General features: G+C 73.1%; 17 protein-coding genes. 10 read left to right on the top strand and 7 right to left on the bottom strand.

Translation table 11 applies throughout. From position 1 onward, the window contains the following. The first annotated feature begins 285 nt into the window (after positions 1 to 285). Both IH80_RS0130200 and IH80_RS0130205 read left to right on the top strand, forming a co-directional pair. The gene (locus IH80_RS0130200) at positions 286 to 1023 is read left to right on the top strand and encodes an enoyl-CoA hydratase family protein (RefSeq protein ID WP_030964721.1); all 738 of its coding nucleotides are present in this window, start codon (positions 286 to 288) and stop codon (positions 1021 to 1023) included. After that, positions 1011 to 1619, top strand: a complete 609-nt coding sequence (locus tag IH80_RS0130205) for a TetR/AcrR family transcriptional regulator (protein ID WP_030964723.1) — start codon at positions 1011 to 1013, stop codon at positions 1617 to 1619. Before IH80_RS0130200 ends, IH80_RS0130205 begins: the two co-directional genes overlap by 13 nt. Positions 1620 to 1707: 88 nt before the next feature. On the opposite strand, the gene IH80_RS0130210 is transcribed toward IH80_RS0130205, so the two are convergent. Beyond that, a complete protein-coding gene (locus IH80_RS0130210) occupies positions 1708 to 2814 on the bottom strand; it encodes a citrate synthase 2 (RefSeq protein ID WP_030964724.1) in 1107 nt (368 codons plus the stop codon). 200 nt (positions 2815 to 3014) lie between these two features. Here IH80_RS0130210 and pdxH point away from each other — a divergent pair, with 200 nt between their 5' ends. Both pdxH and IH80_RS0130220 read left to right on the top strand, forming a co-directional pair. Further along, entirely contained in the window at positions 3015 to 3677 is a 663-nt protein-coding gene (gene pdxH / locus IH80_RS0130215) for a pyridoxamine 5'-phosphate oxidase (RefSeq protein WP_030964725.1), read from the top strand. 762 nt (positions 3678 to 4439) lie between these two features. Further along, positions 4440 to 5762, top strand: coding sequence for a PAS domain-containing protein (locus IH80_RS0130220; RefSeq protein ID WP_030964726.1), 1323 nt, complete (start codon positions 4440 to 4442; stop codon positions 5760 to 5762). Between the two features lie 111 nt (positions 5763 to 5873). On the opposite strand, the gene IH80_RS0130225 is transcribed toward IH80_RS0130220, so the two are convergent. Then, positions 5874 to 6629, bottom strand: coding sequence for an SIS domain-containing protein (locus IH80_RS0130225; RefSeq protein ID WP_030964728.1), 756 nt, complete (start codon positions 6627 to 6629; stop codon positions 5874 to 5876). 210 nt (positions 6630 to 6839) lie between these two features. Here IH80_RS0130225 and IH80_RS0130230 point away from each other — a divergent pair, with 210 nt between their 5' ends. Next, complete coding sequence (locus IH80_RS0130230) at positions 6840 to 7532, top strand: metal-dependent transcriptional regulator (protein WP_030964729.1); 693 nt, start codon at positions 6840 to 6842, stop codon at positions 7530 to 7532. Between the two features lie 313 nt (positions 7533 to 7845). Beyond that, positions 7846 to 8727, top strand: coding sequence for an alpha/beta fold hydrolase (locus IH80_RS0130235; RefSeq protein ID WP_030964730.1), 882 nt, complete (start codon positions 7846 to 7848; stop codon positions 8725 to 8727). Positions 8728 to 8840: 113 nt separating this feature from the next. On the opposite strand, the gene IH80_RS0130240 is transcribed toward IH80_RS0130235, so the two are convergent. The 3 genes from IH80_RS0130240 to IH80_RS0130250 form a co-directional block, all read right to left on the bottom strand. Beyond that, entirely contained in the window at positions 8841 to 10520 is a 1680-nt protein-coding gene (locus IH80_RS0130240) for a hypothetical protein (protein ID WP_051810130.1), read from the bottom strand. Then, positions 10517 to 11359 carry an ABC transporter ATP-binding protein gene (locus IH80_RS0130245; RefSeq protein WP_030964733.1) on the bottom strand — a complete coding sequence of 281 codons (843 nt, stop codon included), beginning with the start codon at positions 11357 to 11359 and terminating at the stop codon, positions 10517 to 10519. The genes IH80_RS0130240 and IH80_RS0130245 overlap by 4 nt, the downstream gene beginning before the upstream one ends. A 143-nt stretch (positions 11360 to 11502) precedes the next feature. Beyond that, positions 11503 to 12189, bottom strand: coding sequence for a bifunctional DNA primase/polymerase (locus tag IH80_RS0130250; RefSeq protein ID WP_030964734.1), 687 nt, complete (start codon positions 12187 to 12189; stop codon positions 11503 to 11505). 216 nt (positions 12190 to 12405) lie between these two features. Between IH80_RS0130250 and IH80_RS0130255 the strand changes: the two genes are divergently transcribed. After that, positions 12406 to 13776, top strand: coding sequence for a hypothetical protein (locus IH80_RS0130255; RefSeq protein WP_030964735.1), 1371 nt, complete (start codon positions 12406 to 12408; stop codon positions 13774 to 13776). 379 nt (positions 13777 to 14155) lie between these two features. After that, positions 14156 to 15454 carry a hypothetical protein gene (locus IH80_RS39845; protein WP_051810131.1) on the top strand — a complete coding sequence of 433 codons (1299 nt, stop codon included), beginning with the start codon at positions 14156 to 14158 and terminating at the stop codon, positions 15452 to 15454. A gap of 9 nt (positions 15455 to 15463) precedes the next feature. Here the strand turns inward: IH80_RS39845 and IH80_RS0130265 are convergent, their stop codons facing one another. Next, positions 15464 to 16765: an ABC transporter substrate-binding protein gene (locus IH80_RS0130265; protein ID WP_030964738.1), complete on the bottom strand. Its 1302-nt coding sequence runs from the start codon at positions 16763 to 16765 to the stop codon at positions 15464 to 15466. A 196-nt stretch (positions 16766 to 16961) separates the two neighbouring features. Here IH80_RS0130265 and IH80_RS0130270 point away from each other — a divergent pair, with 196 nt between their 5' ends. Together IH80_RS0130270 and purU are read left to right on the top strand one after the other, a co-directional pair. Next, entirely contained in the window at positions 16962 to 17408 is a 447-nt protein-coding gene (locus IH80_RS0130270) for an SCO4402 family protein (protein ID WP_030902465.1), read from the top strand. Positions 17409 to 17422: 14 nt separating this feature from the next. Next, on the top strand, positions 17423 to 18307 hold the full coding sequence (gene purU / locus IH80_RS0130275) for a formyltetrahydrofolate deformylase (protein WP_030964739.1): 885 nt from the start codon (positions 17423 to 17425) through the stop codon (positions 18305 to 18307). 452 nt (positions 18308 to 18759) lie between these two features. Here purU and IH80_RS0130280 read toward each other — a convergent pair whose 3' ends face one another. Further along, positions 18760 to 19278 carry an EF-hand domain-containing protein gene (locus IH80_RS0130280; protein ID WP_030964740.1) on the bottom strand — a complete coding sequence of 173 codons (519 nt, stop codon included), beginning with the start codon at positions 19276 to 19278 and terminating at the stop codon, positions 18760 to 18762. Between the last annotated feature and the right edge of the window lie 165 nt (positions 19279 to 19443).

The following is a 19443-nucleotide window of genomic DNA, read 5'->3' on the forward strand; positions in this document are numbered from 1 at the left end:
AGCCAAGCCGCCCGCAGGGGCACCTCGCACGGCACCCCGCAGGGGACACCGCAGGACCTAACCCGGCCCCCACACCGCCAAGCCGCCCGCAGGGGCACCCCGCACAGCACACCGCCGAGCCGCCGCAGGGGCACCGCCGAGACCCCGTACAGCACCCCGCAGGGGACACCGCAGGGGACGCCGCAAGGGCAAACCCAACGGCACCGCCGAGCAACCCCGCAGGGGCCACCGCATACCCTCCCCCGGGAGGACCCCGCCCACCCCGCCGACCGCTCCGGAGGAGCCATGGCCACACCCGTCAACGCCACCACCGCGGCCGCCGTCACCACCCTCACCCTCGACTCCCCGGCCAACCGCAACGCGCTCTCCGCGGAGCTCGTCGCCGAGCTCCGCGCCGCCTTCGCCGCGGCCGGCGCGGACCCGGCCGTGCGCGCCGTCGTGCTCACCCACACCGGCACTACCTTCTGTTCCGGCGCCGACCTCAAGTCCCCCTGCGACCCAGCCGACTTCGTGGCCCTGCTCCGCGAGATCGCCGAGCTGCCCCAGCCGGTCGTCGCCCGTGTCACCGGCCACGTCCGGGCCGGGGGCCTCGGCCTGCTGGGCGTGTGCGACATCGCCGCCGCCGGGCCACAGTCCTCGTACGCCTTCACGGAGACCCACCTGGGCGTGGTCCCCGCCGTCATCTCCGCACCGCTCCTGCCCCGCCTCGACCCGCGCGCCGCCGCCCGGTACTTCCTGACCGCCGAGGCGTTCGACGCCGCCGAGGCGGCACGGATCGGCCTGCTCACCCTCCACGGGGACGACGTCGACGAGACCCTCGCGCCCGTCCTCGCGGGCCTGCGCAAGGCCGGCCCCCAGGCGCTCGCCGCGACCAAGCGACTGGTCACCGCACCCGTACGCGCGGCCCTCGCGCAGGACGGTGCCGCGCTCACCGAGCTGTCCGCCCACCACTTCGGCTCCGCCGAGGCCCGCGAGGGCATCGCCGCCCGCTTCGAGCGCCGGGAACCGTCATGGGCGCTGTGACCGGCGGCGCCACGGCCGAGACGGGCCCCAAGCAGGCGCGCAGCCGCGTCACCCGCCGCCACCTCCTGGAGGCGGCCGTGTCCTGCCTGGCGGAGCACGGCTGGGCCGGGTCCACCGTCTCCGTCGTCGCCGAACGCGCCGGTGTGTCCCGCGGAGCCGCCCAGCACCATTTCCCGACCCGCGAGGATTTGTTCACCGCCGCCGTCGAGTACGTCGCCGAGGAACGCTCCACCGCCCTGCGCGACCTTTTCCACTCCGGGCCGGCCGCCCGCCCGGCCGTGGTGCGGGCGCTGGTCGACCTGTACACGGGCACCCTCTTCCGGGCCGCGCTCCAACTGTGGGTGGCCGCCTCCAACGAGGAGCAGCTGCGCCCGCGGGTCACGGAGCTGGAGGCCCGGGTCGGCCGCGAGACCCACCGCATCGCCGTCGAGCTGCTGGGCGCCGACGAGGCGGTGCCGGGCGTACGGGAGACCGTGCAGGGCCTCCTCGACATGGCCCGCGGCCTGGGTCTGGCGAACGTCCTGACCGACGACGCGGCCCGCCGCGCCCGTGTCGTGGCCCAGTGGTCGCGGATCCTCGACGCGGCCCTGGGCTGAGCCCACGGAGGGGCCCGGAACGCGGCAGGGGCGCCGCCCCGGAGGAGTCCGGGTCGCGGCGCCCCGCGGTGACGGGCGGCCGGGCCGGTCAGGCGGTCTCGGCGATGTCCGCGTAGCCCTCGATCTCCTGCGGGTCGCGCCGGCCCGGTCCCGTGTAGCGGGCCGACGGGCGGACCAGGCGGCCGGTGCGCTTCTGCTCCAGGATGTGCGCCGACCAGCCGGCGGTACGGGCGCAGCTGAACATGGAGGTGAACATGTGCGCCGGGACCTCGGCGAAGTCCAGCATGATCGCCGCCCAGAACTCCACGTTGGTGGCGAGCACCCGGTCGGGGCGACGGGCGTGCAGCTCCTCCAGGGCGGCCTTCTCCAGCGCTGCGGCCACCTCGTAGCGCGGCGCGTCGAGCTCCTTGGCGGTGCGCCGCAGGACGCGGGCGCGCGGGTCCTCGGCGCGGTAGACGCGGTGCCCGAAGCCCATCAGGCGTTCGCCCTTGTCGAGGGCCTTCTTCACGTACGCGACGGCGTCGCCGGTGCGCTCGATCTCCTCGATCATGCCGAGCACGCGCGACGGCGCGCCGCCGTGCAGCGGTCCCGACATGGCGCCGACGGCGCCCGACAGGGCGGCGGCGACGTCGGCACCGGTGGAGGCGATGACGCGCGCGGTGAACGTGGAGGCGTTCATCCCGTGCTCGGCGGCGGAGGTCCAGTAGGCGTCGACGGCCTTGACGTGCTTGGGGTCGGGCTCGCCGCGCCAGCGGATCATGAACCGCTCGACGACGGACTCGGCCTTGTCGATCTCGCGCTGCGGGACCATGGGCAGGCCCTGGCCGCGGGCGGACTGGGCGACGTACGACAGCGCCATCACGGCCGCGCGCGCCAGGTCGTCGCGGGCGGTCTGCACGTCGATGTCCAGCAGCGGTTTCAGACCCCACACGGGGGCGAGCATCGCGAGCGCGGACTGGACGTCGACGCGGATGTCACCGGAGTGGACCGGGATGGGGAAGGGCTCGGCGGCCGGCAGGCCGGGGTTGAAAGCACCGTCGACCAGCAGGCCCCAGACGTTCCCGAAGGAGACGTGGCCGACGAGGTCTTCGATGTCGACGCCCCGGTAGCGGAGCGATCCGCCTTCCTTGTCGGGTTCGGCGATCTCCGTCTCGAACGCGACGACCCCTTCGAGCCCGGGTACGAAGTCGGACATCAGGCGGCTCCTCAGATAGTGCGAACACGCGCGGCTCCCGGCGTGACTCGCGGTCCGGCGCGGTCATCCCCGTTGATGCCCGGCAGGGCCGTTGGTCACCCGTGCGGGGACCTTCGGACCGGCCCCAAGATTTTGGCCGCTGTGCCCCGACTGCGGAAGCGTGACATACGGCACACCGTCACCGGTCCACCTGCGGCAGGATGGCTTGCGTGACCGATCAGGACATTGACCCCGCCATGATGCGCAAGCAGTACCGCTCGGAGATCGTGTACGAGGAGAGCCTCGCCGGGGAACCGATGGAGCAGTTCGCCCGGTGGTTCCAGCAGGCGGCCGACTCGCACCTCTTCGAACCGAACGCCATGGTCGTCTCGACGGCCACCCCCGACGGCCGGCCCAGCTCGCGCACGGTGCTGCTGAAGCAGTTCGACAGCCGGGGCTTCGTGTTCTTCACGAACTACGCGTCCCGCAAGGGCCGGGAGCTCTCCGAGAACCCGCACGTCGCGCTGCTGTTCCCCTGGCACCCCATCGCCCGTCAGGTGATCGTCACCGGTACGGCGGCCCGTATCGGCCGCGACGAGACGGCGGCGTACTTCCGGTCCCGGCCGCACGGTTCGCAGCTGGGTGCCTGGGCGAGCGAGCAGTCGAGCGTGATCGGCTCCCGCGCGGAGCTGGACCGCCGCTACGCCGAGCTCGCGGAGCGCTATCCGGAGGGGGAGCAGGTGCCGGTGCCGCCGGAGTGGGGCGGGCTGCGGGTGGTGCCGCAGGAGGTCGAGTTCTGGCAGGGCCACGAGAACCGGCTGCACGACCGGCTCCACTACGTGCTGGAGGGCGAGAAGTGGCGCCTGGAGCGTCTGTGCCCGTAGCGGGCGCGTAGACGCAGACGACCCGCGGGCTCGGGTCCCTCTCCTGCAGTGAGAGGAGCCGGCCGGACGTTACCGGCGAGCCCGCGGGTCGGGTGACTGCTTGGGATTGGCGCCGGGCTTCCGCCGGGCACCGCACTGGGTGCGTTACTGACGACGGGCCCTAGCCCGCAGCCACCTCACGCGTCCGGAGTTCATACATTTCCGGGATCACCTCCTTTCAGTGTGCGTCCACTCTAACCAGGCCCGCGCTCCGCGCTCAATCGAATTTCCGCGGCGAATTTCAGGCGTGTCGATCGGCTCTCCGGAGAAGCCGGACATGCCGGTGCGAGACGACAAAACGGCTGGTCAGCGTTGTGATGCGGGGCCGGCCACCGGTCCGGACCGAGACGCACCCGACCCCTGCCGGGCCGGGCGCGCTTTCCCCCAGGGGCGACAGCTGCGGCCAGTCCCCGGTCGAGCAGCCGTGATGGATCGTGCCGCGGGGCCGGAGCGGGCGGGTGAACCCGTAGCGGTCCGGAGGAGCCCCGTGGTGTGTCCTCAGCCGGATCGCCTTGAGCCGGACGCGAAGGGGCCCGCCGGGCCACGGCGGCGCGCCCGCTGCCGGGCAACTCCCGGCCCGGGCAGGGTGGCACGGCATCACGGGGAGGTGTTGCAGCAGAGGTGGGGCACGCATCGATTTCCCCGAATGCGGTGTGGTGTGGGTCACGTTCGAGTTCAATGATCTGACGTGCCGCATACGCGAACACCTGCTGGGGGTTCCAGGTGAGTGCTTCCGGACGTGACGAGACCGCCGACGATCTGCTCGCCGCGCTGCTGGACGGGATGGACGCCGCCCTGTGCGCCTTCGATTCCGACGGGGTGATCACCCACTGGAACCGGGAGGCCGAGCGGATCCTGGGCTGGTCGGCCGAGGAGGCCGTGGGGCGCAAGGGGTTCGAGGGGTGGGCGGTGCGGGCCGCCGACGCACAGGACGTGCAGGACAGACTGATGTCCGCCCAGCACGTACCCGGGCGGCAGGTCCACGAGTTCGCGCTGCTCACCAAGGACGGCGGGCGCGTCCTCGTGCGGACGCAGTCCGCCGGGGTGCCGGGCGCGGACGGCTCGCCCGCGGGGGTGTACTGCGCCTTCAGCGAAGTGCACGCGCAGATCGACCTGGAGCGGTCCATCGCGCTGAGCGAGGCCCTGATGGAGGACGCCTCCTGGGGCGTCGTCCTCGTCGACGTCGACCTGCGGCCCGCCGTGGTCAACGCGCACGCCGCGCGGGCCTTCGGGACCGGACGCACCGCCCTGCTCGGCCGGCCCCTCGGGGAGTTGCTGACCCAGGGGGTCGAGGAGCTGGAGGGGGCGCTGCAGCACGTGCTCGCCGAGGGGGCGCCGCCCGCGCCCGTCGAGATGTGGGTGTCGGTGCGCACCGCGGAGGGCGTGCGGCGCCGGTGCTGGCGGTGCGGGTTCCTGCGGCTGGCCTCGCCGCTCGCGGAGGAACCGGTGCCGCTGGGGGTCGGCTGGCTGATCCAGGACGTCACCGAGGCCCGCCAGGAGCAGCTCGACGCCGCGCAGGCGCGGTTCCGGTCCCATCAGCTCCACCGTGCCGGGCGGGCCGCCGCCGAGTGCGAGGACCCCGCGGAGGCGGCCGCCGTACGCCTGGACTTCGCGCTCGCCGGCTTCGCCGAGCACGCGCTGCTGGACGTACTGGCCCCCGCCGCCGACTCCGAGCGGCGCCGGCTCGTACGGTGCGCGGCGTCGCCGCCCGCGCTGCCGGGGCCCGGTTCGATCCCCGTGCGGTATCCGGCGGGGCATCCGGCGCTGCAGGCGCTGGACCGGATCGGCTCGGTGCGCACCAGTGCCCCGCGCGGTGAGGCGGACGCGGAGTGGGCGCGGGCCCGGCAGTGGCCCGAGGGTGCGGCGCACGTGCTGTGCACGGTGCTGCGCAGCCGGGGGCGGACCCTGGGCGCGTTGACGTTCCTGCGGGGGCCTTCGCGGGTGGCGTTCGAGCGCGCGGACGCGGCGTACGCGGAGGAGGTCGCGGCCCGCGTCGCGGCGGACCTGGACCTGGCATCACTCCCCACCACCCCCGCCACGGGCTGAGCGCCCCACCCGCCGCCGACGGGGCGGGTGTGGCGTCCCGTCATTTCCTCTGGGTGCGAGGTGCGTTGCCGGGGACCGCGTCGGATGACGGGATCAGGTGCGGGACGGCCCTTAGTGGCGGAAGAAGATCCGGTCGCCGTACTCCTGCATCACGCGGCCGTTCCACTCGTGGCCGCCGTCGACGTTGCCCGAGCGCAGCAGCGGGGGCTCCAGGCCGCGGGCGGCGAGCTCGCCGGCGGCCGTCGCCATGACCGCCTGCATGATCGCGCTGGTGACGACCGTGGAGGCGGGGGCGAAGGGGGCGTCGATGCCGTCGAGGCTCAGCTCGGCGTCGCCGACCGCGATCTTGCTGTCGAGCACGACGTCGCAGTGGTCCTTGAGGAAGGTGCCGGAGGCGTGCCGGGACCTGGTGCCGGTGGCGTAGGCGACCGAGGTCACGCCGATGACCTTGAGGCCGATGGCCCGGGCGTTCATGGCCATCTCGACCGGCAGGGCGTTGCGCCCGGAGAGCGAGATGATCACGAGGACGTCGCCGTCGGAGGCGGGGCTGCTGTCGAGGACGGCGCCGGCGAGGCCGTCGACGCGTTCCAGGGCGCTGCCCAGGGTGGCGGGCATGACGTCGACGCCGGCCGTGCCGGGGACGGCGAGGAAGTTCATCAGGGCCAGGCCGCCGGCCCGGTAGACGACGTCCTGGGCGGGCAGCGAGGAGTGCCCGGCGCCGAAGGCGAAGAGGCGGTTCCCGGCGGCGACGGCGTCGGCGACGAGGGTGCCGGCCTCGGCGATGTGCGGGGCCTCCTCGTCCCGTACCCGCTCCAGCAGGCCGATGGCGGCGTCGAAGAACTGACCGGCCAGCTTGCTCTCGCTCATGCGCCGAAGGCCCTTCCAGAGGTGGGGTGCGTCCGTGTCCGCCGCTCACCGTGCGGTCTGGACCAAGGGCCTGTCAATACGGGCGTCAATCCCGCGTGCCGGGGTCGGGAGGATGCCCGCGAGCGGTCTTGGCCCTCGGTACGGGACGGTTGTCGGCCCGATGCGTCAGAATTGGGGGCAGGGCCAGCGCACGCAATCCGAGGGGCACGAATGTCCGGACTGATCGATACCACGGAGATGTATCTCCGCACCATCCTCGAGCTGGAAGAGGAAGGCGTGGTACCCATGCGCGCCCGCATCGCCGAGAGGCTGGACCAGAGCGGGCCGACGGTGAGCCAGACGGTGGCGCGCATGGAGCGGGACGGCCTGGTGGCCGTCGCCACCGACCGTCACCTGGAGCTGACCGAGGAGGGCCGGCGGCTGGCGACGCGCGTCATGCGCAAGCACCGGCTCGCCGAGTGCCTGCTCGTCGACGTCATCGGGCTGGAGTGGGAGCAGGTCCACGCCGAGGCCTGCCGGTGGGAGCACGTGATGAGCGAGGCGGTGGAGCGGCGGGTGCTGGAGCTGCTGCGCCACCCGACCGAGTCGCCGTACGGGAACCCGATCCCCGGGCTGGAGGAGCTGGGGGAGAAGGCCGAGGCGGAGCCGTTCCTGGAGGACGGCATGATCAGCCTGTCCGAGCTCGACCCGGGCACCGAGGGCAAGACGGTGGTCGTGCGGCGTATCGGGGAGCCGATCCAGACGGACGCCCAGCTGATGTACACGCTGCGTCGTGCGGGTGTTCAGCCCGGCTCGGTGGTGAGCGTGACCGAGTCCCCGGGCGGCGTCCTGGTCGGAAGCGGTGGTGAGGCCGCCGAGCTGGAGGCGGAGATCGCCTCGCACGTGTTCGTGGCGAAGCGCTGATCCTGCAGCCCGTGTAGCGCGTTGTGGCCCGCAGGGTCCCCGCCCGTACGCGTCGGCCTCGATGTGGGTGGTCCCGGCGCCTCGCGGCGCCGGGACCGGTCCTCCCCTGTGCGACCTGGAGCCCCGAGCTCTCAAGGTCTTCCCCTCGGACCGTCTTCCCCGAGCGGCCCGCCTCCCTGTTGAAAGGATCTCCATCGGCAGCGGCGGCCAATCCTTGAGCAAGGTCACTCGAAAGAGCGGTGTTGTGGGCGAGAACCCCGTTTTCGAATGGGGGTTCGATAGTCTGGCGGGGAACGAAGGGGGTGCATCTGCGGTGGTACAGCGCATCGATGTGACAGGGGCCGAAGGCGTCCGTCTGGCCGCCTGGCAGTTCCGAGAACCGGCCGCCGAAGCTGAAGCGGACCCCCGCCCCGGTGTGCTGTTACTGCACGGCCTGATGGGCCGCGCCTCCCACTGGGCCGGCACCGCCCACTGGCTCGCCGAGCGACGTCGCGTCATCGCCCTGGACCAGCGCGGCCACGGCCACAGCGACCGCCCGCCCGCCGGCGCCGCCCCGCACACCGCTCTGGGCCGCGAGGCCTTCGTGGCCGACGCCGAGGCCGCCGTGGAACAGCTCGGCCTCGCCCCCGTCACCCTGATCGGCCACTCCATGGGAGCGCTCACCGCCTGGCAGCTCGCCGCCCGCCGCCCCGACCTGGTCGCGGCCCTCGTCATCTGCGACATGCGCGCCTCGGCCCTCGGCGCGGCCTCCCAGCGCGAATGGGAGGACTGGTTCCACCTCTGGCCCCTGCCCTTCCCCAGCCAGGACGCCGCCCGCCGCTGGTTCGGCGAGGACGACCCCCGCGTGGAGCGCCCCGACCCCGGCCGCGGCGCCTTCTTCGCCGAGGTCATGCACGAGGCCGCGGACGGCTGGCGCCCCCTCTTCTCCCGCCGTCAGATGCTGCGGGCCCGCGAGACCTGGGTCCACGACGCCCACTGGGACGAGCTGGCCCAGGTCCGCTGCCCGACCCTCGTGGTCCGCGGCCTGGACGGCGAACTGGGCCGCGCCGAGGCCCAGGAGATGGTCCGCGTCCTCCCGGCCGGCCGGTACGCGGAGATCCCCGACGCCGGCCACTACCTCCACTACGACCAGCCGGCGGCCTGGCGCGCCGCGCTGGAACCCTTCCTGGACGACATCCCGGCCCCCGCTCCCTGAGGGCCCCGGCGCGGGCCCGTTCCACCTCTCCCGCCCGGCGCCGGAACCGCCGACGGGCCGGTCTCCGCTCCCACGAGGGGAGCGGAGACCGGCCCGTCCGGTACGCGGGGCGGTCAGCCCTTGCTCACCGCCGACAGGATCTCCGGCAGCTTCCGCGCCACCGTCGGCGCCGCGAGCCGTAGCCCCGCCCAGGCGGCCAGCCAGCCCCAGGCCACGCCGATCAGGAGCACGATCCACGACACGTCCCGGTGCTCGGGCATGTTCAGCCAGATCGTCAGGGCGATCACCGGGGCGCTCACCAGCGCCGACGTCAGCATCCCGGCGGCGATGCCGCCCCAGGCGAGCCCGCCCTGCCCCGGGGCGACGTTCTTGAAGGCGCCGTCCGTCGGAATGGAGTACGGGAAGCGGGCCGAGGCCAGGGCCCCCGTGCACAGCATCGAGCCCACCAGGGCGAGGGCCACGCCCACCCCGGCGGGGAAGGCCTGCCAGTCGTCCACCAGAGCGGCGGTGACCGCCGTGACGAGGACCGTGTACGGGACGATCACCAGAGCCAGCGCGGCCGCGCGGGCCCGCAGCTCCACGTACGCGTCACGGGCGCTGGAGATGGTCTGCGCGACCATCCAGAACGCCGAGGTGTCCTGCCCGAACTGGTTGTACATCTGGATGCCGAGCATGCCCGCGCCGAAGCTGCCGAGATACACCGACCCGGTGCCCTGCAGCGCGTTGAAGACGGGCACGATCACGCCGATCGCCAGCGCGGTCACCCACGCCGACTTGGTCTTCGGGTCACGCACGACGTAGCGCAGGGTGCGCTGCATGGACGCGCCCGTCCGGCCGCCGGGCATCAGCGACCAGAAGCCGCCGCCGGCACCGCCGCGGTTCTTCACGGGCCCGGAGGCCGCGATCGTCGAACCGTCCGGTGTGACCATCAGCTTGGTCAGGCTGCGCTCCCAGGACCACAGCAGACCGGCCACGGCCGCCACGCTCAGCACCAGCTGGGCCGCCGCCCTGCCGTACGCGCCCTCGCCCACCGAGTCCACCATGCCGACGGCGGTCGCCGGCGGCAGCCACCGCACCACCGCCTCGACGGGCTCCAGCGCCGTCACGCCGCCCGCCTGGAAGAGGCTCTGGCTGGCGAAGTTGGCCAGCTGCGCGCCCACCGCGATCACCAGACCGCTGAGGAGTGCCAGGTCGCGCCCCTTGCGGCTGGTCAGCAGCCGCACGTTGGCCGTCGCCACGGCCCGCGCGAGGGTCACGCACCCGAGCAGCAGGAGCGGTACGGCGACCACGGCGGCCACCGCACCCGCGGCACCGCGCGCGACGGCTATCACCGAGCCGACCGCCAGGCACAGCGTGAACAGCGGACCGATGCCGACCAGCGAGGTCGCGAGCAGCGCCCGTACGAGAGGACGCGGACGCAGCGGCAGCATCACCAGCCGGCTCGGGTCCATCGTCTCGTCCCCGGTCGGGAAGAACAGCGGCATGAAGGCCCAGCCGAGCGCCAGGATCCCGGCCAGCAGGACCACGACGGTGCCCGCGTGCGCGTTGCCGTGCAGCAGGCCCAGGCCGAGCGTCATGAAGAAGCCGACCACGAGCGCGAAGGCCAGCGTCGAGAAGTAGGCGGCCTTGCGCTTGGAGGAGCCCTTCAGCCCGTTGCGCAGCAGCGACAGCTTGATGCGGAGGAAGACCGGGGTCAGCGCGGGCGGCGCGGCGGACGCGGACGGTCCGGCGGACACCCCGGGGGCGATCCCGGCGGCGCCCGTGGCCCCGGCGGGAGCGGCGGGCGCGCTCATCGCGCGACCGTCCCGGAGGTGCCGCCGAGCCAGTCCAGGGAGTCCCCGGCCGCGTCCCGCCCGTGCGCGCCGACCAGTTCGAGGAAGGCGGCCTGCAGGGAGGGCGCGGAGCCCCGTACGTCGGCCAGCGGGCCCGCGGCGCGGATCCGGCCTGCGGCCATCACGGCCACCCAGTCGCACAGCGACTCGACGAGCTCCATCACGTGGGAGGAGAAGACGACCGTGGCACCGGACGAGGTGTAGCGCTCCAGCACGCCGCGGATGGTCTGCGCCGACACCGGGTCGACGCCCTCGAACGGCTCGTCCAGGAAGAGCACTTCGGGGTTGTGCAGCAGGGCCGCCGCCAGGCCGATCTTCTTTCGCATGCCGGTCGAGTAGTCGACGACCAGCTTGTGCTGCGAGCCGGCGAGGTCGAGGATCTCCAGCAGCTGCGTGGCCCGCTTGTCGGTCTCGTCCCCCGCGAGGCCTCGCAACCGGCCCATGTATCCGAGTAGTTCACGCCCCGACAGCCGCTCGAAGAGCCGCAGCCCCTCGGGCAGTACGCCGATCCGTGCCTTCACCTCGGTCGGGTCCGCCCACACGTCGTGGCCCGCGACGACGACCCGCCCCATGTCGGGGCGCAGCAGTCCGGTCACCATCGACAGCGTGGTCGTCTTGCCCGCGCCGTTCGGTCCCACCAGACCGATGAACTTCCCCGCGGGCAGCTCCAGGTCGATGCCGGCGACGGCGACCTGCTCGCCGAACCGCTTCCACAGACCTTCCACGCGCACGGCGGACGGAGCGGTTCGCGCGCCGTCCGTCCCGTGCGTCCCACCCGTCGCATCGCCCTGGTCCGGCATGCGCCCGCCTCTCGTCACACGTCCCCGTTGGTCGTTCTTTCCTCACGATAGGAGGAGGGGGAGAGGCCTCATCAGTTACTTATGTCATGAGTTCCCGGGCGCTTCCTCACAGCGGCGGCCGCAGTGACGTCACCGGCGCGGTGTCACCCCTGGCGCCGCTTGCGTTCCGCCGCCGCCTCGCTGCCGCACGCGTACGCCAGCGCGTCGATCAGCTCCTCCGTGTCCGGCAGCCACCGGTTCGCGGGCGTGGGGCGGCGCGCCCACTGCACCGCGCCCCGGCCGCCGAAGCGGGTGGGCGGGGCCGCCACGTACTCGCCCTCGCCGCGGGCCGCAAGGTCGAGCGCGGACGGCGTCCAGCCCAGCTTCCGCACGAGGTCCGCGACCTTGACCCCGGCGCCCGGCAGTACGAAGAACAGCATCCGGTGGTCGGGCGTCAGCGTGACCGGGCCGAGGGTGCGCTGCATCCGCTCCAGCCGGGCCAGCGCCAGGAAGCCGGCCGAGTCCGGCACGTCCAGTGCGTCGAAGGTCCGGCCCGTCGGCAGCAGGATCGACGCCTGCGGGTGCCTGCCCCAGACGCGGCGCACCTGGACCGCGCTGCCGGTGGCGTGCGACGCCCAGTCCTTCACCGCCGGGTGCGCGCCGGGCGCCGGGCAGTCCGCGGCCCCGCAGGAGCACAGCTCCCGGCCGTCCCCGGGCTCCAACCAGGTGCCGGCGAAGACATCCCAGTGCCGTTCTTCCACGTACCGCACGGCATGGTCCAACAGCTGCTCGCCGCGCTGCTTGGGGATGGGTGCGGTCTCCGTGACTGTGATGGTCTCTTCCACGCCCATCACAACTGCCCGGGTCACCCGGGGTTACGGGCGTAAACCCGCCCGCGAGCGGAGCATCGATCCTGCATGCGGGGCGCACTGATGCACGCGTGGGGGCGCGTAGGAGGCCGGGGCGCTGTTGCTGGGTAGCGACACGACGCAGAGCGGAAGATTCTCCGCACATCAGGCGGGAAGTGATCATTCCAACGGATCACCCGCGGTCAGCAGGGGGTTTTCATGGCAGCCAGGCCTCTCGTCGCCCGCCAGCCGAACGAACGGCTGCAGGCGCTCATCCAGGAAGCCGGGTGCTCCAACGCCGGGCTAGCCCGGCGCGTGAACATGTGCGGGGCCGAACACGGCCTCGATCTCCGCTACGACAAGACGTCCGTGGCCCGCTGGCTGCGCGGCCAGCAGCCGCGCGGCCGGGCACCCGGGATCATCGCCGAGGCCCTCGGACGCAAACTCGGCCGGACCGTCACCATCGACGAGATCGGCATGGCCAACGGGAAGAACCTCGCTTCCGGCGTCGGCCTGCAGTTCTCCCCGACCGTCATCGGCGCGATCGAGCAGGTCTGCGAGCTGTGGCGCAGCGACGTCGGCCGCCGCGACTTCCTCTCCGGATCGAGCGTGGCCGCCTCCGCCCTCGTCGAACCCAGCCGCGACTGGCTGATCACCGGCGCCGACCACCAGGTGGCCCGCAGCGGAGGCTCACGCGTCGGCATGCCGGACGTGGAGGCGGTACGGGCGACCACCGAGGCCCTCAAGGAGCTCGACCACCGCTTCGGCAGCGGCCACGTGCGGCCGGTGGTCGTGCACTACCTCAACTCGGTGGTGTCGGGGCTGATCGGCGGCTCCTACCGGGAACCGGTCGGCCGGGCCCTCTTCGCTGCGGTGGCCCGGCTGACGGAGCTGGCGGGCTACATGGCGGTGGACACCGGCCAGCCGGGCCTGGCGCAGCGCTACTACATCCAGGCGCTGCGACTGGCCCAGGCGGCCGGGGACCGCGCGTACGGGGGCTACGTACTGGCGGCGTCCATGAGCCACCTCGCGGCGGAGCTCGGGAACCCGCGGGAGATCGCGCAGCTGGCGCGGGCCGCCCAGGAGGGGACCCGCGGGCAGGTCACCCCCCGGGTGGAGGCCATGTACTACGCCGCCGAGGCGCGCGGGCACGCGCTGCTGGGCGACGGCCGGGCGACGGGGGTGCTGTCCGCGCGGGCACTGAGCGCCCTGGAGCGGGCGGAGCCGGAGTCGGGCGACGACCCGGTGTGGATCCGCCACTTCGACGAGGCGTACCTCGCGGACGAACTGGCCCACTGCCACCGGGACCTGGGCCAGGCGGACGCGGCGGCCAGGCAGGCCGAGGAGGCCCTGCGGGGCCTCCCGGCGGGCAAGGCGCGCCGCCGCGCCATCGGGCTGCTGCTGCTGGCGGCGGCGCAGGTGCAGCAGCGGGAGGTGGAACAGGCCTGCCAGACGGCCACGCAGGCGGCGGACCTGCTGGAGGGGCTCCGCTCGAACCGTGGGAAGGAGTACCTGGAGGACTTCAGGTCCCGGCTGGAGCCGTTCCGGGAGGAGGCCTCGGTCCGGGAGTTCGCCGCCCGGGTCGCCTGACGGCGGCCGGGGGCTGAAGGAGCGGGACTCCGCCCCCGACCCGGCGCCTCGAACGCCGGCGGGGCCGGAGTATGACGGCGGACGGACGGACGGGGGACGGATGGACGGGGGAGGGACGGACGGGGGACGGACGGGCAGGGACGGTGAGAGGGGACGGGGGTGGCGCGGGGTGCCGTCCGGGACGTGAAACGTGGTGGGGGCCGCGGCGGGTGCCCGTACGGCCGGACCGCCCCAGGGCGCCATAAATCGTGCAGTCCCGGACGGCACACCGCCCCGCTCCCGGACCCGGCCCGCCGGGCCCCGCCCCCGCCGCGCCCCGCGAGCAGGTAGCGTTGCCGGACGGTTCCGTACGGTCGGGCGAGTCGGAGAAGGAGTCCCGGTGACGCAGAGCGGACAAGGGGGCACCCCTCAGTCTGGTGCCCCGTGGGATCCGGACGCGGCGTCCGGCTATCCGGCATACCCGGAGCAGCCGCAGCAGGCGCACCCCGGGGCCGCCTACGGCTACCCGCAGGCCTACCCCGCCGCGGAGGTCCCGCCCGGGCACGTGGTCGGCCCGGGCTACGAGGGCCCCGGGGCACCGCACGGCTATGGTTATCCGCCGCTGCCCGAGGCCGCCACCCAGTACATCCCGCCCGTACCGGCCGGCCCGGCCGCTCCCGCCGCCCCGGCCGCCCCCGCGCACGAAGAGGCGGCGACCCAGTTCATCCCGCCCGTCCCCGCGCACCCCGGCCACGACGAGGCCGCCACGCAGTACATACCCCCCGTGCCGGCAGGACCGGGCCCCGCCGCTCCCGCGCACGCCGAGGCTGCGACGCAGTACATCCCGCCGGTCCCCGCCGCCTCCGCCGTCGAAGGCTTCGACGGCCTGTTCCGCGGCGACGACTCCGCCGGGCACACCCAGCACCTGCCACCCGTACAGGAGCCCGTGCTGCGGGGCCGGCCCCCGCAGCGGCCCTACCCGCCGCGCGGCCAGGGCCCCGTACCGCCCCCGGCCCACCAGCAACACCCGCACCAGCAGTACGCACCGCCCCCGCCGGCGGAGCCCACCCGCAAGGTCTCGCCCGCGATCATCGGCGCCGTCGTCATCGGCCTCGCCATGGTCGGCCTCGGCGTCGGCACGCTGCTCCCCGACGGCAAGCCCCAGAACAACGACCCGGGCGCCGTGCCCGCCGCGCCGACCGCGAGCGGCGGCTCCGCCGCGCCCGGCGAGGCACCGGTCGACCCGGCCCGCCCCCAGGCCGTCCAGCTGGACAAGCTCCTCGCGGACAGCAACGACAGCCGGGCCGCGGTGATCAAGGCCGTGGAGGACATCAAGGGCTGCGCCAATCTGGACCAGGCGGCCTCGGACCTGCGCGACGCGGCCCGCCAGCGCGAGGAACTCATCACCCGGCTGCAGGAGTTGAAGCTCGACAAGCTCCCCGACCACGCCAGGCTGTCCGCCGCCCTGACCAAGGCCTGGCAGGCGTCGGCGGACGCCGACAACAGCTACGCGGCCTGGGCGGACGACGTGGACGGCGACGACAAGTGCAAGGACGGCAAGGCCAAGGCCAACAAGAACGCCGCCGAGGGCAACAAGTCGAGCGGCGAGGCGACCAAGGCCAAGGAGTCTGCCGCGACCATGTGGAACACGATCGCGGCCAAGTACGGACTCACCAAGCGCGACAAGTCCCAGCTCTGACCGCGCCCGTCAGGCCGTGCGAGGGGCCTGTTCCAGCGTCGGGGTCATGTCCAGGCTCTGCTCGCCGGGCTGCGCCACGAGCCGCCCGGACTGCACGATCTGGAAGGTGACCCGCCCGTTGACGATGCGGGGGAAGCCGGCGACGGCGCGCATGTCCTGGTAGCGCCAGCTCAGGTCCGGAGTGAGGCCGCCGGTCCTGACCGGCTGGGCCTCGTTCAGCGACCGCTTGACCTTGCGGGCGTCCACACCCTCGCCCTTCCCGAAGCGCTTCACGATCTCGCTCAGCACCGTGTACGCGATCCAGGTGGTCTGCGCCCCGGTGTCGTCGGGGTCGACGGTGTCGTCGCCGAAGGCGAACTCGGCGACGACCCTGCGCATCGGCTCCCAGACGGGATCGGAGGACACCGGGTACCAGCTCGTGAGGTACGCGCCCTCGAAGGGGCTCTCCCGGCCGCCCGTGCGGTCCACCAGGGACTGGCTGACACTGCCCAGCACGGACGAGATCTGCGGCTTCTTGCGCTGGGGCTCGGTGCGGCGGAAGGCGTCGAAGAACGTCTCGGTGCGCTCGCCGAGGACCGCGGTGACGCAGCCCTTCTCCTTCTCCTTGCCCTCCTTCTCCTTGCCGGTGGTGTGCGCGAGGGCCTCGGTGGCCTGCGGTTTGAAGTCGGCGGAGTCCTCCGCCGCCCGGATGTCGGCCGCGTCGGCCATCTTGTTCGCCCGCAGCCCCGCGTTGAGCAGGACCGGCAGCGCGTCGCCCGTGATGGTGTCGGGGCGGACGAGGGCCACCTGGTCGCAGACGCGTCCCAGCTGGTGGCCGGCTCCGGCGATGAGGACGGACTGGCCGCCGTTGACCGGGTAGGAAAGCGGGGACTGGAACTCCTCGGAGGAGACTCCGTAGCCGCCGATGAAGGGGATGCCCTCCGCCTCCAGCGGGGCCATGAAAGCGCGTCCGTGCTGACTGTAGGAACCGACGACGGCGACGGCCTTCTCCGCGACGGCCTTGCGGGCGCAGTCGGCGGCGCCGCTGGGGGTGTTCTTCTCGTTGCAGGTCAATACGCGGAGTTTGTGGCCGTTGAGGCCGCCCTTGGCGTTCACCCAGCGCTCGTACGCCTTGGCCATTCCGGTCATGCCCGGCATGTTCGTGGCCTTGGTCCCCTCAGGGGCGAAGGTCATGACGGTGATGGTCGCTCCCGGGCCCCCGGAGGCCCCGGAGCTTCCGGGGATCGCCCCGCATCCGGCCACGAGGCTCGCACCCATCGCCGTGGCCACGAAGGTGCGGGAGAGCGATGCTGCGCGTCGCGAGATGGTCATGTCCATGCACCATTCCGCCCCACGAATAACTGTCGAGTGAGATGGACGCAACATCGGGTGACGTCGAGGTGAATTGCGGGGGCGCAGTCCCTTGCGGGCGCTTCAAGATCGCACTCAACAGGAACGTACGATCGAAAGCGTGACATTCGCCCAAGGTTCGAAGAACTCTTCCAAACGCGGCGGCCGCTCCTCCACCATGGGCGGCATGCCCCTGAACGACATGCCGTGGTGGCGCTGGCGCAGCAACGTGCGCTCGGCGCTGCACATGCTTTCCGATCCGGCCTTCCACGAGGACACCTGGCTGGCCGGCGACGAAGGGTACGGCGACGTCACCGACGCCGTGTACCGGCTCGTCGAGGACACCTGGCTCGACAGCTGGTCGGCGGAGAAGTACGTCGGCACGATCTTCCGCGACTCGCAGGAGGCGGCCCTCGTCGACCTCGCCGTGCTGCGCGTGCTCCGGATCCTCCACCAGGTCGGCCCCGACGCCCCCGTCTCCGTCTACCTGGAGCACCACGCGTGGCCCGAGGCGGTCCGTGCCGCGCGCGAGGCGCACGTACGGCTCGCGCAGGCCGACGGGGACGACCCGGACGTACGGCCCACCTCGCTGGAAGTGTTGAAGATCCTCACCCGCGCGGTGTGAAAGGCTGTGCGGTCATGAGCGACCCGCACAACGAGGCCCAGGCCCAGCAGCAGCCCCAGTACGTTCTGACCGTGTCCTGCCCCGACAAGCAGGGCATCGTGCACGCCGTGTCGAGCTACCTCTTCATGACCGGCTGCAACATCGTGGACAGCCAGCAGTTCGGAGACCGGGAGACCGGGCTCTTCTTCATGCGGGTGCACTTCGAGGCCGAGCCTGCCGTGACGGTGGAGAAGCTGCGGGCGAGCTTCGCCGCCATCGGCGAGTCCTTCAAGATGGACTGGGAGATCCACCGCTCCGAGGAGCGCATGCGGATCATCCTGATGGTGTCCAAGTTCGGGCACTGCCTCAACGACCTGCTGTTCCGGTCGCGGATCGGGGCGCTGCCGGTCGAGATCGCGGCCGTGGTCTCCAACCACACCGACTTCGCCGAGCTGGTCGCCTCGTACGACGTGCCGTTCGTGCACATCCCGGTGACGAAGGACACGAAGGCCCAGGCCGAGGCGCAGCTGCTGGAACTCGTACGGGCCGAGAACGTCGAGCTGGTGGTGCTGGCCCGGTACATGCAGGTGCTGTCGGACAACCTGTGCAAGGAGCTGAGCGGGCGGATCATCAACATCCACCACTCGTTCCTGCCGAGCTTCAAGGGCGCGAAGCCGTACCACCAGGCGCACGCGCGCGGTGTGAAGCTGATCGGCGCGACCGCGCACTACGTGACGGCGGACCTCGACGAGGGGCCGATCATCGAGCAGGAGGTCGAGCGGGTGGGCCACGAGGTCACCCCGGACCAGCTGGTGGCCGTCGGGCGCGACGTCGAGTGCCAGGCGCTCGCCCGCGCGGTGAAGTGGCACAGCGAGCACCGCGTCCTGCTGAACGGCTCCCGCACGGTGGTCTTCGCCTGACCCCCGGACTCTGACCGTACGGACCCCGGCCGTCCGGGGGCGGGGCACGGGGGCGGCGGACCCGCGGCCGCGGGGCCCGTTCCCCTGGTCGTAGAGCCGGCCACGTGCGGGCTTTGCTCGTACGGCCCCAGGGCGGCGTGCGGGCGTCGGGCGTGCGCAGGTCGGGCGTGCGTCGGTCGGGCGTGCCCGGTCGGCGGTGGCCCGAGGTGCGGTGCCTGGGGTGCGGTGCGTGCGGCGCCTGCGGTGCGTGGCGGGGGCCGTTCCCGCGGCGGGGCTTCCGCCCGGCAGGCTGCCCGTCCGCCCGGCAGGACAGGGCGTGGCCGGGCGCCGGGGGCGCCGCCCCCGGATCCCCGAACCTCGCTCGCTGCCGCGTCCGCCCGGCCGCGCCCGCCCGTCACCGCTGCGCGGGGCTCCGGGGCGGCACCCCGGATCGTGCGAGCACGCCGCAGGCGTTACGCGTCCGGTGCCTCCACGCCGCAGTACGCCGCGAAAGCCGCCAGGATCTCGTCCTCCGAGATGCGGCCGTCGCCGTCGGCGTCGAGGGAGACCGCCACCTGCTCGGCGAGCTCCGGCGCCGTGCCGAGGACGCGCAGCACCCGGGCCGCGGCCGGCGGCGTCGCGCCGAGGCCGTCCTCGTCCGCCACCGCGATCACGGCGCGCAGGAACGGCCGCGCGATCTCCGCGAACCGCTGCGGGTTGTCCCGCAGCCGCTTGGCCGCCCCGGTGATGAACTCCTCGCGGGACACCCGCTGGTCCCCGTCGACGTCCGCGATCCCGGCCATTCCCTGCCAGAACGCCTCGGCGCCGCCGAAGACGGCCTGGCCCTTCTCCGACCGTGCTGCGGTACCGAATTCGGCCAGGACGGCCTTCGCAGCCGCGCTGAAGTCCTCCCGGTCGATGAAGCCGGACCCGTCCTGGTCGAAGGTGGCGAATCGGGCGGCGATCTTGCGCTCGTATTCTGCGCTGTCCATATGCGGCGTTCCACCTTCACGTGTGCGTGGGGTTCAGATCAAGACAAGGCAGGAGCGTAAGGCCTATGTGGCCTGCACGTTAAGCGAAGCGGTCAAGCAGGCGGCCGCATCGAACCCGCGCACGGGGAGCGCGGCGGGGCGCGTACGCGTGTACCCATGTGCCCT

Origin of the sequence: Streptomyces sp. NRRL S-378, assembly GCF_000720645.1 — a bacterium.
Classification (GTDB): Bacteria; Actinomycetota; Actinomycetes; order Streptomycetales; family Streptomycetaceae; genus Streptomyces.